Origin of the sequence: Brevibacillus sp. 1238, assembly GCF_029892995.1 — a bacterium.
GTDB lineage: Bacteria > Bacillota > Bacilli > Brevibacillales > Brevibacillaceae > Brevibacillus > Brevibacillus parabrevis.
On the sequence record NZ_JARXWC010000001.1, the window covers coordinates 404,944 to 417,807 of the forward strand.

Genomic DNA, 12,864 nt, shown 5'->3' on the forward strand with positions numbered 1-12,864 from the left:
ATCGTTTAACTAAAAGGGAACAAAAAGAGACTGGCTGCATGGGACGAAAATTTGCTTAGTTAAACGATTAACCAAGTGGGTGTAAAAAAGCAGCTTTCCATGCAAGCCCAAAAACGAAGGGAATTTTCAGTTAATCGTTTAACTAAAAGAGGAACGAAAGGCCAAAAGACGTGTGGTCCTTTTGCGGCCTGGTGACTGTTCTACCAACTGCGCTGCCAACTGTTCTACCAACTGTCGCGCCATCCAGTCACGCTGATTTTCGCACGACGATGCACGGCGCAAGCACAGTGACAGGTTCAAACTCTTCTTTGCGAATCTGGCTTAAAATCATTTCTGCGCTTTTGATCCCAAGCTCGCGGTTCTGCAAATCCACACATGTCAGCTCAGGGGTCGATATTTGCGACATCAAGGAATTGCCCAAGCTCAGCACAGCCATGTCTTCCGGAATCCGAATGTTGGCTTGTACGAGTGCTTTTGTCAAATAGACAGCGCTCAGCTCGTTCAGCACAAAAACGCCTTCGATGCTGTTTTCGACAAGAGTCGGAATGCAGTCTTTGACAAGCTCCAGTTCATCGGAGATTTCCAGGAGCAGTGGCTTCTCGTCGCTGTTCGTCGCCTGGCGATACCCTTCCAAAAATAGCGCGAGCAGCTGATCGGGCACTTTTTTGTGGACAAAAGCGAGCTTGTTTTTGCCGCTGGCTTGCAAATATTCGGTTCCTAACTTGCTGGCCTGGACCAAATCGGGGTACAGCAGCGGGAAGCCTTCGAACGGCATGCAGCGATTGGCGTAGACGACGGGAATGTTCCAGTCGATGACGTTTTGGATGCTCTCGGAAAAGGAAGTGTCCGAGAACAAGCCGATGAAGATGATGCCCGCTACCATGTTTTCGCGCATGAGCTGGAGGATGGCTTCTTCCTGGAGGTTCAGGTTGTCGACTTCATAAATATAGAGATTGTAGTGATGCTTCCCCAAAGTTTGGCTGATGCCGGAGGTAATCTCGGAATAGTAAAGGTTGTTGATTTTCGGCAGGATGACAGCGATGTTGAACGTCTCCTTGCGCTTGAGCGATTTTGCCACCACGTTGCGCACGTAGCCGAGTTCTTTGATGGCGTGCAAAATGCGTTCCTCTGTTTCTTTTTTGATGACGATATCATCGTTCAAATATCGGGAGACGGTGCAGGCACTGACATTCGCATGCTTGGCAATGTCTTTTAAAGTAGCCATGGGAACCTCCTTGCCAAAGCTTAGTTAAACGTATCAGTTAATCGATTAACTTGTTCTGTTGAGAGAATAGTAGCATTGTGTTTGTGGAATTGCAAGAAAATTCTGTTGTTGTTTTTCGAAAAAAGCAAAGATAGAGAATCCAGAGGCGATCTGAAAGCTCTATCCCGAAAAATGGCCCGCTCACGCTTTTTTCTTTTTGCGCCTCACCCGGTTTTTGTACTGGTAGTGCAGCCGCTTGATGTTGTGGAAGTACGTTTTGTCCTTGAGCTTGGCAAAAAGCGCGTGCGACGGAAAGTCGTAGTTGACCTCGATGATCGAGAGCTGGCCTTGCTTGTCGATGGCAAAATCAACCCCGATTTGCGCGCTGTGGCGGTACTTGTTGAAGTGCGCACAGACGCGATGACTGACCTGGATGAGCTTCGCGACGATGGCTTTGACTTGTTCCGGCTCCACGGCTTTCGACTTCGTCAAGGCATACGGAACGGTAACCGCATATCCGCCGCCGCGGGCGACGTTCGTAATTATGCTGTCGCTGCCAGCCACCTTTGCCAGCATTCCGGCATACTGCCATTTCCCGAGGCCGTTTCGCATCATCATGACGCGTATATCGTACGGTCGTCCGTCCAGCTCCGCCAAGTCCAGCCCTTTTTGAATCACGTAGTTTTTTTCCGTGCATTGGCGAGCGAGCTGTTGCTTCAACTCGGACAAGGAGCCTGCCTGTACAGGCTCTCCGCGTTCTTTGACGAGCGAAAAGCCGTCTGCTGTTTTCCAGACGCGCATGATGCCTTTGCCCATGTGGGTTCTGGTCGGCTTGATATAAACCGTGCCGTACTTGCCGAGATAGTCTTCGAGAAGCGCAGGCTGGTAGAGCGACGTGGGGGGCAAATACGGGCGAACGTACGGGCTTTTGGAAAAGAACTGATGAAGACTCCATTTGGATGAGGAGATCAAATCGTGCACCTCGCCTTTCTCCAAAGATCAAAGTTCCATTCTTGCTAACATATACAACAAATTGGGAAAAAGTGAGCAGGAGTTGGGCCATCGTGGGGAAAATAGGTTCTAGAAGCAAAGAAGCCCGCTTCGCTTCGCAAAAGCCAGTGAAGCAGGCTCGCCAAAAGAACGGAGAAACACGATGAGACGATACCGACCTGTGCAGCCGCCGACCTTGCAAAAGCCGGACTGGCCTGACCGTTACCATTATCACGAATACTTGCCGAGCGAGCGTCTGGCGAACTATGTGGCTTGCTATTGGACGTCGCAGTTTCACGGGCAGAGCACGCCGCAGTTTCACGGGCAGAGCACGCCGCAGTTTCACGGGCAGAGCACGCCGCACTTGCACCGGGTCATACCGGATGGCTGCGTCGACATCATTTTCGATCTGCAAGCCGGGACGTTTGCCAGCGGAGCTTTTGTCACCGGGTTGATGACCTCCTATGAAGTCATGCCACTGGCAGGGCCGCAGTCGATGTTCGGCATTCGCTTTTTCGTGGAGGAGGCAGACCGTTTTTTCCGCTTTCCCGTAGCCGAAGTGAGTGCAGCCCATGTCTTTTTGCAAGATTTGTGGGGGATGGAGGCGCTTTGGGCTATGGAAAGAATTTTGGAGGCGGCGAATACGGCGGAGCGGATCGCCCGTGTCGAGCAAATGCTTATGCAGTGCCTGAACCGCGACAGGCCACCGACAAACTCGTTGCTGTTGACCAGCATGCAGTACATGTACGAGCAGCGCGGAACGCTGTCCATCGCGGCTTTGGCGGACAAAGTGGCGTACAGCGAAAGAAACGTGCGCAGGCTGTTCCAGCAAGCTTTTGGCGTGGGGCCGAAAGAGCTTATGCGCATCATTCAGTTCCAAAGCTTGCTGCAAATGCTGTCCCGCAATCAGGCGGTGCCTTTTGTAGAAGCGGCTTTGCAATGCGGCTATTACGATCAGTCGCACGTGATCAAAAGCTTTCGCAGCTTTTACGGCGAGCCGCCAAGCGGAGTTTTTGCCCAGCCCCAGCGTACAGGTGTGCAGGTGCAGCAATCGCCCGAAGCTGTCCGTTTTTTACAATCCGGCAACTAGGCTTGTCTGATATGGTTGAACAAGACCCCCGCTGACGCCTGGATCGCTCTGGCGGGAGAAGCTGTGAACAAGGACAGGAGGACATTAAACATGACAATCAAGCTCGATATGGTAGGAATTGTCGTACAGGATATGAAAAAAGCGCTGGACTTTTACCGCACGCTCGGACTTGCGATTCCAGAAGAGGCGAATGGGGAGCACCACGTAGAAGTGGCGCAGGATGGCGTCCGCTTGGCTTTTGACACGGTAGAGATCGCGAAAAGCGTCTACGGCGGTTGGGAGCCTGCCAGCGGCCACCGAATCGAGCTGGCCTTTTTATGCGAGGATGCCGCCGCTTTGGACGCTTTGTATGCAAAAATCGTCGAGCGCGGCTACGAAAGCCACCGCGAGCCGTGGGATGCCGTCTGGGGCCAGCGCTATGCGATCGTCAAAGACCCGGACGGAAACTTGATCAGCCTGTTCGTCTGAGATTCAGCGGCGTCCGGCATTCTGCGATCCGCCAGATGCAGAGGAAAGAAAAGCAAGCCGATTCTCCATGCCAAAAGGAGACTCGGCTTGTTTGGTTTTGGTTTTGGCTGTAACTGTAGTTTTGGCGTTCGGGCGCATGCATTCTTTTCAAGCATGCTTCCTTCGTCCATAATAAGCTTGTTGCATCAACCCGTCTGGACGGCACGAAGAGCAGGAGAAAGGAGGCGGGTTTTTTGCGCAGGTTCGCATGGCTCATCGCTTTATTCACCTTGGTTTGCTTGTTCGTACCAATCGCTCATACGAAAGCGCAGGAAGAGCGGCTCATCCGCGTCGGCTTTGACAAAAGCTTGCCGCCGCTGTCTTACGTGGATAAAAACGGGGAAGCAGCCGGGTTTGATATTGAACTGATTCGCAGCATGGACGCCTTGCATGGCTATCAGATCGAGTATGTTCCGCTCGAATGGGAGGATGCGGTCATCAAGCTGAGAGAAGGACAGCTGGACGTGGTTGTCGGGATGAAATACACGAGTACGCGCGATACGCAGTTCGACTTTAGCGACTCGTATTTGACCGCGGCGGACGCGTTCGTCATTCCGCAAGCGATGCGGGATATTGCGGCGATCAGCGACCTGCGGGGCAAAGTCGTGGCAATTCAGCGCGACGACGCAGGCGTGTCGCAATTGGAGAGCATTCGCGGCGGCAAAAGGCTGGCTGCGTTCAGTCAGACGGATGCGCTGGAGATGCTTTTTCTCGATCGGGCCGATGTGTTTTTGGGCAACCGCTGGACAGCCGAGTATATGCTGGAGAGAACGGGCAAGGGGAGCGACTACCGGATTCGCACGGGACTGATTCCGCCGTCCGACTATGCGTTTGCCGTCCGGGAAGGAAACTACGAGCTGGTGAACAAGCTCAATGCCGGACTGGCGCAACTGCACCGCAACGGCGTGTATGAACAGTTGTATTCGCGGTATTTGGAGCCGTACAGCGCACTGGCGATCGACTGGTGGCGAAAGCTGGTCTACGGGCTGCTCATCGTGATGGGCATCGTCATCGTCGTGTTGACGGGCAGTTTTTTGTGGAACAAAAGGCTGCAAAAAGCAGTTCGGAGGCAAACGGCAGCTTTGGCGGACAGCTTCGCTTTTCAGACGACGGTTCTCAACAGCGTAGACAACGGCATCTTGTCGTTCGACCAGGAAGGCAAAATTACACTGATCAACCATGCGGCACAAAAATGGTTGGGGAACATGGACAAGCCGGAAGCCGCGTCTGTGATGGATTGCCTGCCGGAGCTGCCCGTCCGGGAGCTTTTGCAGATACAGGATGCCCGCGTGCTGGAAGGCGAGCTGCACTTGGGGGATGGCACGGGTCGGATTGTGCAATACTACCTCGCTACTTTGACGAACGGGGCTGGACAGAGAACGGGCGGGATACTCTGCTTGCAGGATCGGACGGAGCAGAAGCATTTGCAGGCCCGCTTGATTGCCCAGGAAAAAATGCGCGCGCTGGGCGAACTGGTCGCGGGCATTGCTCACGAAATCCGCAATCCGCTCACCGCGATCAAAACGTTTGCCGAGCTTTTGCCGAAGAAGCTGAATGACGAACGCTTCCGCGCACAGCTTGTGGAGCACGTTCCCGAAGAAGTGGCGCGCATGAACCGCATCATCGAAGACTTGCTCGATTACTCCCGGGAAAAGCCGTTGCAGCGCAAGTGGGAAAATCTGCTGGAGATTGTGCAATCCGTGCAGGGACTTTTTGCCAAGCGGCTGGAGAGCGAGCGGATCGAGCCAAAGCTTGACCCTACGCTCGATGTGGACGTGCTTGTCGATCGGGACCGGATCAAGCAAGTGCTGATCAATCTGTTGCTGAATGCCAGCGAAGCGATGGCGCAACAATCTGCTGACAAGCAATTGACGTTTCGCGTACTGCCCGGAGAAGCTCGGGCGGTGTGCCTGGCGATTTCCGATACCGGGCCGGGCATGAGCGAACAGGACAGGCTGCATTTGTTCCAGCCTTTTTTCACGACGAAAAGCCAAGGAATCGGACTAGGCTTGTACCTCAGTCAAAAAATCATGCACGACCACGGGGGAGAAATTACCGTGCAGAGCACAGAAGGAGCGGGAACGACGTTCTACCTGCATTTTGCGAAAGGAGAGACTGGCGATGAACATCTTGATCATTGATGATGAACGGGCGATCTGTTCGTCGCTTTCCTTTGCCCTGGATGACGAGTATCGGGTGTTCACTGCCTCCGGGCCAGAGGAAAGCTTGCAGTTGTTGGAACAGGAGCCGATCGACGGCATTCTGCTCGATTTGAACTTGCGCGGGACGAGCGGGATCGAGCTTTTGCGCCAGATCAAGGAAAAGCAGCCGGACGCAGTCGTCATCATGATGACTGCCTACGGCTCCATCGAGTCGTCCGTCGAGGCGATGAAAGCAGGTGCCTACCATTACTTGACCAAGCCGCTCAATTTGGAGGAGGTCAGGCTGCTGCTCGGCAAAGCGCTCGCTTTTCAGCAGCTGCATCGCCAGGTTCAGGTGCTGAGTCAGGCTGTCCGCCAGCAGGAAACGTACGCGGGGATCATCGGCAAGAGCCATGCCATGCAGAAAGTGTTTCAACTGGTGGAAAAGGTCAAGGACATCAATTCGCATGTGCTGATTAGCGGAGAAAGCGGGACGGGAAAAGAGCTGGTCGCCCGGGCGATCCATTATCAAGGCGACAGGCAAAAGCGCGCCTTTTCCGTCATCAACTGCGCGGCTATCCCTGAGTTGCTGTTGGAAAGCGAACTGTTCGGGCATGAAAAAGGGGCGTTTACCGGAGCGTACGCGCGGCAGCAAGGTCTGTTTGAGCGCTCGGATGGCGGCACGATTTTTCTCGATGAAATCGGCGAGATGCCGCTCGCCCTGCAAGCCAAAATTTTGCGCGTCATTCAGGAAAAGGTGGTCACGCCGATCGGCTCGCAGCAGTCCAAGGAAGTCGACGTGCGAATCATCTCCGCAACGAACCGTCAGTTGCAGGACGAAGTGGCAAAAGGAACGTTTCGCGAAGATTTGTACTACCGGCTGAACGTGATTCCGATTCATCTGCCGCCATTGCGAGAGCGCAAGGAAGACGTGCCGCTGCTCGTGGAGCACTTTTTGGCCTTGTATTCGGCGAATATGGGGGTCAGGACGAAAACGCTCAGTCCGGAGGCCAAGCGAAAGCTGTATGACTATGCATACCCTGGCAACGTGCGGGAGCTGTCCAACATCCTCGAATATGCGGTTGCCCTATCGGAAAAGGAAGTGATCGGGCCGCATGACTTGCCGGAAGCAGTGCGCGAAAAGCGGAGCAGCAGCCAGGCGCAAGCAGCAGAAGAACAAGCGCTGTTGATACCGCCAGGATTGACTTTGGCAGAAGCAGAGCGGATGTACATTTTGTATACGCTGGACAATAACAACGGGCATCGGTTGAACACGGCCAAGCAGCTTGCGATCAGCGAACGGGGCTTGCGCGAGAAGCTGAAGCAATACGGGAGAGGCGCGCAATGAGGCAGGCTCGCGCATGGATTGCCGTGACGGCTGTCGTTGTTGGATTGGCGCTTTTGGCAAGCGCTGGCGGGTGCGCTCCGAAGCCGGAGTCGACCCAGCCTGTTCCCGGTGAAGAACAAGCGCTGCTGACGATCGCAACGGGCGGCGCGTCAGGTCCGTACGACGTCATCGGGGGAGCGTTGGCTAAAGTGTATCAAACGAAGCTCGGCTATCATACGGCGGTGCGCTCCTCTGACGGCTCTGTGGAAAACGTGCGCCTGCTGGAGAGCGGAAAAGCCGATTTGGCCTTTGCGATGTCGGATGTCGCTTCGTTCGCGCTCGGCGGGCTGGAGAGCTTCCAGTCAAGCGGGCCGGTTGCGCGCATGAAGTCGGTGGCCGGGCTGTATTTGAACTACGTGCAAATCGTGACGAAAAAAGACCGGGACATTCATTCCGTGTACGATCTGAAAGGCAAGCGAGTGGGCGTAGGTGCGCCGAACAGCGGCGTCGAGGTCAACGCGCGGATGATTTTAAACGAGCACGGCATTACGTACAACGATCTGCGGCCGGAGTATTTGTCTTACTCGGAGGCGATCGAGCAGTTGAAAACCAACGCGATTGACGCAGCCTTCGTCACGTCCGGCTTGCCCAACACGGCTGTGCTCGCGCTGCAATCCACCGATGAGGTGCAAATCGTCCCGATCTTTCCCGAGCATATCGAAAAGCTGACCAAACGGTTTGCCTTTTTCGAAAAAGCCCAGCTTCCGCCTGGCGTCTACCAAAACGAAAAAGCGATCCCGACGGTTGCGATCCGCAATATTCTTTTGGTTCGCTCCGATTTGCCCAACGAACAAGTGTATCGGCTGACGAAAGCCTTTTTCGAAAATCTGGGCGCCTTGCAACATGCCCATGAAGCCGCGAAGCAAATCGACAGGCAAAAAGCGGGCGAAAACCTGGTCGTTCCGCTTCATCCGGGAGCAGCCTTGTACTACGCGGAGCTGGCCCGAGCGAAGGAGCCACAGCCGTAAAGGAAAAAAAGTACGCGTCATGTTACCGACCCGGCAAAAAATTCCGCCTCAACCGGAGTTTTTTGCCGGGTTTTTGTGTGGGCCAAGAAAAATGCTGATGGACGCAGGCGGCTGATTTGCTAGACGAAACATTTTGGCAGATCGGAAAATTCCATGGATAGCGCGCGCTCAGAATCGTTTGCCTGTGACCTGCCAGCAGTTTGCGACTGGTTTGGCATGCAACTTGCTTTTGTATATTCGCGAATGATTTTTGAAACCGATTACATTTGGAGGAGGAAAAAAAGTGAGTCAAGCAAACGATCGCGCCAATTCGCGACGCATCACGGGCAACATTTTCAAAGGTTCGATCGGAAACCTGATTGAATGGTACGACTGGTATGTGTATTCCGCATTCGCAGTGTACTTCTCGTCCGAGTTTTTCCCGAAAGGTGATCCGACCAGCCAACTGCTCAACACCGCAGCGATTTTTGCCATCGGCTTTTTAATGCGTCCAATCGGAAGCTTGCTGATGGGGCGTTACGCCGACCGTCACGGCAGACGCGCAGCATTGACGCTGTCGATTACGGTGATGGCCAGCGGTTCCCTGATTATCGCCTTGACGCCAGGCTATAGCACGATTGGCATTTATGCGCCTATTATTCTCGTTCTCGCGCGCCTGCTGCAAGGTTTGTCACTGGGTGGAGAATACGGAACTTCCGCTACTTATTTGTCAGAGATGGCGAGCAGCGGACGCCGCGGCTTCTATTCCAGCTTCCAGTACGTTACGTTAATCGCCGGACAGTTGCTTGCCCTCGGGGTGCAAATCGTCCTTCAGCAAGTTCTCAGCGAAGCGGACATGCATGCATGGGGCTGGCGCATTCCGTTCGTGATCGGGGCGCTTGGAGCTTTGGCTGTCCTCTGGCTGCGCCGCTCGATGGATGAGTCGGAGCAATTTTCGAAAATGGAGAAGAAGAGCAAGGAAAGCGCTGGTACTCTTCGAGCGCTGATGAAGCATCCGAAGGCCGTGCTGACCGTCGTCGGACTGACGCTCGGCGGAACGATTGCTTTCAACACGTACACGACGTATTTGCAAAAGTTCATGGTCAATACCGTGGGACTTCCGAAAGAAACGGTAAGCTGGATCAACTTCACGGCGTTGCTCGTCTTCGTCGTGCTGCAACCGATTGCCGGATTGCTGTCTGACCGGATCGGCCGTCGTCCGCTCCTGATGGGATTCGGTATTTTGGGAACGCTGTTTACGGTGCCGATGTTCCTGCTGATGGAGCAAACCAAAAGTCCGATGGTTGCCTTCGTCTTGATGCTGACAGGGCTGATCATCGTCACTGGCTACACTTCGATCAACGCGATTGTGAAAGCCGAGCTGTTCCCGACGGAAATTCGCGCATTGGGCGTAGGCTTCCCGTATGCGATCACGGTTGCCGTCTTCGGGGGAACGGCTGAATTTATCGCCCTCGGCTTGAAAAATATCGGTTCTGAATCGCTCTTCTACTACTATGTCGCCGGCTGTATTGCGATCAGCCTGATTACGTACTGGCGCATGGGCGAAACATCCAGCGCTTCCCGGATCGAGGCTGAGCTGGATGACCAGAAGAACGCAAGCTGACGAGGTGTACACAGAAAAAAGGCGCGTATTGCGTCTTTTTTTTTTGGGGGTGAAAAAATACTTTGAAACAAAATTTACTAAAAACGATTTGACTAACGTAATTTCATTACATAAAATGAAAACGGATGATAAAGAGCGAATATTTGAACGATTGATGGATGGATGCAGAAAGGGATTGCCGGAAGGGAGAGATTTTGGATGTTGCCTGCACCGATTCGCGCACAGCTTCGGGCCATTGTCGGCGAGAAACATTGCCTGGACAGCCAGGAAGCGCTTGTAGCCTATTCGTATGACGCGACTCCTATGCAACAAGCTTTGCCCGATGCCGTAGTCATGCCGGGGAGCACCGCAGAAGTTCAGGAGGTGATGCGGCTATGCGCCTCGGCACGGATTCCCGTCGTGACACGCGGCGCTGGCTCCAACTTGTGCGGCGGGACGATTCCGCTGGGAGGCGGCATTGTGCTGGTGCTCAACCGCATGAATCAAATCGTGGAGATCGACGAGCAAAACTTGACGATTACGGTTCAACCGGGAGTACGGACAGTCGACATTCATCAGGCGGTGGAAGCGCGCGGACTGTTTTATCCGCCCGATCCGGGGAGCATGGTCATTTCGACCATTGGCGGGAATATTGCGCTCAATTCGGGCGGACTGCGCGGTTTGAAGTACGGCACGACCAAAGATTACGTATTGGGACTGGAAGCGGTGCTGCCGAGCGGAGAGATGATTCGCACCGGAGGAAAGCTGATGAAGGACGTAGCGGGCTACGATCTGACGAAGCTTCTGGTAGGCAGCGAAGGGACGCTGGCGATCATCACGGAGGCGATTTTGAAGCTGATTCCCAAGCCGCAGACGCAGCGGGTCATGCTGGCGATGTACGCGGATATGGCGCAGGCGGCGAAGTCGGTGTCGGACATTATCGCCAACCGGATCATTCCCGGCACGCTGGAGTTTCTCGATCAGGGCACGATTCGCGTCGTCGAGGAGTTCAAAAAGGTCGGGCTTCCTACAGACGTGGCGGCCATTTTGCTGATCGGACAAGATGGCGACCCGCTGACGGTCGATCAGGACATGGATAAAATTGCTGCGATCTGCCAAAAAAACGCTGCGGTACAAATCAAAGTGGCGACGACAGCGGAAGAAGCGGACGAAGTCATGACGGCGAGACGGAGTGCGCTTGCCGCCCTGTCCAGAATGCGGCCGACGACGATTTTGGAGGATGCGACTGTGCCGCGCGCAGCCATCGCTCCGATGGTCGCCGCCATCCAGGAAATCGCCAGCCGCTACGGGCTGCAAATCTGCACCTTTGGCCACGCGGGAGACGGCAATTTGCATCCGACCTGTATGACCGATGCCCGGAATACGGAGGAAATCGAGCGCGTGGAGCACGCTTTTGAAGAAATATTCGCCGCAGCGATCGAGCTGGGCGGGACGATTACCGGAGAGCACGGCGTCGGAATCGTCAAAGCGCCCTATTTGGAATGGAAAGCAGGGGCTGCCGGAATGGAAGTGATGAAGGGAATCAAGCAAGCTTTTGACCCAAATCATTTGCTGAATCCGGGAAAAATGTTCGCCAAAGAGTCGCGCCAGAGAGTGGTGGTGCAGCGTGCTTAAAGAAGCGCTCGTCAAAAAGCTGGATTACGAGGAATTGTCCAATTGCATGCGCTGCGGCTTTTGTCAGCCAGCCTGTCCTACGTTTCGCGAGACAGGCTATGAGGCGGCATCTCCGCGCGGCCGGATAGCCCTGATGAAAGCGGTGGCCGACGGCGTCATGGAACCGGACAAAGACTTTGTCGACCAGATGAATTTGTGCCTGGGCTGCCGGGCGTGCGAGCCAGTTTGTCCGGCTGGCGTGTCTTATGGACAGCTGATCGAGCAGACGCGGGAGGCGATCGAGGACGTACAGCAGCACCCGTGGTGGGTCAAAGCCGTGCGCAAGCTCGCTTTTGTGCATCTGTTTCCCGAGCAAAAGCGGCTGCAACAGCTCGGCCGACTGCTGCGCTTTTACCAACGCTCCGGGCTGCAAAAGGCAGTGCGCAAGCTGGGCTTGCTGTTCTGGCTGCCCCGGTACTTGCGGGAGATGGAAGCGATCATGCCGGAAGCAGCCGCTGGCAGTCTCGCGGACGAATGGCAAGCTGCGGTCATCCCGGCCGTTGGGGAACGCAAGTATCGGGTCGGGATGTTTTCCGGCTGTATTATGGATGTGCTGTTTCAGGAGACGAACAAAAATACGGTGCGCTTGCTCGCCGAAGCGGGCTGCGAGGTTGTCATCGTGCCTGGTCAGGTTTGCTGTGGCGCGCTCCATGCCCATAGCGGAGAGCGCGGCATCGCCCGCAAGCTGGCGCGGACCAATGTAGCGGTCTTTCACGCAGCGAATGTGGACATGATCATTTCCAATGCGGGCGGGTGCGGCGCCATGCTGAAAGAGTACGACCATTTGCTCACGGACGACGCGGAGGTGCGCGAGCAGGCTGACTGGTTTGCGGCGCGAGTCAAAGACATCAGCGAGGTGTTGGGCGAGCAAATGGATGCGCAAACGTGGCAGTCCTTGCCGCAGCGAATCACCTATCAGTCTTCCTGTCACCTGCGCAACGGGATGAAGGTGAGCAACGAACCTGTCCAACTGCTGAAAGCGATCCCCGGTGCAACGTATGTCCCACTGTTTGAAGGGGAGCGCTGCTGCGGCTCGGCAGGCATCTACAACTTGCTCCAGCCCGAGATGGCTTCCGGTTTGCTGGACGAAAAAATGGGGTACGTCGCAAAGACGCAAGCGGACATTCTCGTCACCTCGAATCCGGGTTGCCTGCTTCAGATGAAGGCCGGGATTCATCGCGCCGGATTGGACGGGCGCATGGAAGCTGTGCATCTCGTCGATCTGTTAGCCCGCGTCTCCCCCAAGGAATAAGAAAACCGTCTGGATTGTCCAGGCGGTTTTTTGCTGTTGCTTCATATAGACGTCCAACGCCGCGACCTG

General features: G+C 54.9%; 10 protein-coding genes. 8 read left to right on the forward strand and 2 right to left on the reverse strand.

All coding sequences use genetic code 11. The features are described 5' to 3' along the window. Window positions 1–247: 247 nt before the first annotated feature. Both M2298_RS01840 and M2298_RS01845 read right to left on the reverse strand, forming a co-directional pair. Window positions 248–1,225: a LacI family DNA-binding transcriptional regulator gene (locus M2298_RS01840; RefSeq protein WP_122963050.1), complete on the reverse strand. Its 978-nt coding sequence runs from the start codon at window positions 1,223–1,225 to the stop codon at window positions 248–250. Window positions 1,226–1,405: 180 nt separating this feature from the next. Next, window positions 1,406–2,176 carry a YheC/YheD family protein gene (locus M2298_RS01845; RefSeq protein WP_173596279.1) on the reverse strand — a complete coding sequence of 257 codons (771 nt, stop codon included), beginning with the start codon at window positions 2,174–2,176 and terminating at the stop codon, window positions 1,406–1,408. 181 nt (window positions 2,177–2,357) lie between these two features. On the opposite strand from M2298_RS01845, the gene M2298_RS01850 reads away from it, so the two are divergent. The 8 genes from M2298_RS01850 to M2298_RS01885 all read left to right on the forward strand — a co-directional run bounded on the left by M2298_RS01850 (window position 2,358) and on the right by M2298_RS01885 (window position 12,795). Further along, window positions 2,358–3,284 (forward strand): helix-turn-helix transcriptional regulator, encoded by a 927-nt coding sequence (locus tag M2298_RS01850; protein WP_173598387.1) that lies wholly within the window; start codon window positions 2,358–2,360, stop codon window positions 3,282–3,284. A gap of 90 nt (window positions 3,285–3,374) precedes the next feature. Continuing rightward, window positions 3,375–3,752, forward strand: a complete 378-nt coding sequence (locus M2298_RS01855) for a VOC family protein (RefSeq protein WP_173596164.1) — start codon at window positions 3,375–3,377, stop codon at window positions 3,750–3,752. A gap of 233 nt (window positions 3,753–3,985) precedes the next feature. After that, window positions 3,986–5,932: a transporter substrate-binding domain-containing protein gene (locus M2298_RS01860; protein WP_173596165.1), complete on the forward strand. Its 1,947-nt coding sequence runs from the start codon at window positions 3,986–3,988 to the stop codon at window positions 5,930–5,932. Then, the gene (locus tag M2298_RS01865) at window positions 5,913–7,280 is read left to right on the forward strand and encodes a sigma-54-dependent transcriptional regulator (RefSeq protein WP_173596166.1); all 1,368 of its coding nucleotides are present in this window, start codon (window positions 5,913–5,915) and stop codon (window positions 7,278–7,280) included. The genes M2298_RS01860 and M2298_RS01865 overlap by 20 nt, the downstream gene beginning before the upstream one ends. Continuing rightward, window positions 7,277–8,287 carry a TAXI family TRAP transporter solute-binding subunit gene (locus M2298_RS01870; RefSeq protein WP_173598386.1) on the forward strand — a complete coding sequence of 337 codons (1,011 nt, stop codon included), beginning with the start codon at window positions 7,277–7,279 and terminating at the stop codon, window positions 8,285–8,287. Before M2298_RS01865 ends, M2298_RS01870 begins: the two co-directional genes overlap by 4 nt. Before the next feature lie 283 nt (window positions 8,288–8,570). Further along, on the forward strand, window positions 8,571–9,890 hold the full coding sequence (locus tag M2298_RS01875) for an MFS transporter (protein WP_122963056.1): 1,320 nt from the start codon (window positions 8,571–8,573) through the stop codon (window positions 9,888–9,890). A gap of 198 nt (window positions 9,891–10,088) precedes the next feature. After that, window positions 10,089–11,504 (forward strand): FAD-binding oxidoreductase, encoded by a 1,416-nt coding sequence (locus tag M2298_RS01880; protein WP_280648152.1) that lies wholly within the window; start codon window positions 10,089–10,091, stop codon window positions 11,502–11,504. Then, entirely contained in the window at window positions 11,497–12,795 is a 1,299-nt protein-coding gene (locus M2298_RS01885; protein ID WP_280648153.1) for a (Fe-S)-binding protein, read from the forward strand. The genes M2298_RS01880 and M2298_RS01885 overlap by 8 nt, the downstream gene beginning before the upstream one ends. Window positions 12,796–12,864: the final 69 nt, after the last annotated feature.

Bases quoted from the DNA above. Each gene is read 5' to 3' on its own strand.
- M2298_RS01840 (WP_122963050.1), bottom strand. From the start codon at position 1,225: ATGGCTACTTTAAAAGACATTGCCAAGCATGCGAATGTCAGTGCCTGC.
- M2298_RS01880 (WP_280648152.1), top strand. From the start codon at position 10,089: ATGTTGCCTGCACCGATTCGCGCACAGCTTCGGGCCATTGTCGGCGAG.
- M2298_RS01870 (WP_173598386.1), top strand. From the start codon at position 7,277: ATGAGGCAGGCTCGCGCATGGATTGCCGTGACGGCTGTCGTTGTTGGA.
- M2298_RS01855 (WP_173596164.1), top strand. From the start codon at position 3,375: ATGACAATCAAGCTCGATATGGTAGGAATTGTCGTACAGGATATGAAA.
- M2298_RS01850 (WP_173598387.1), top strand. From the start codon at position 2,358: ATGAGACGATACCGACCTGTGCAGCCGCCGACCTTGCAAAAGCCGGAC.
- M2298_RS01865 (WP_173596166.1), top strand. From the start codon at position 5,913: ATGAACATCTTGATCATTGATGATGAACGGGCGATCTGTTCGTCGCTT.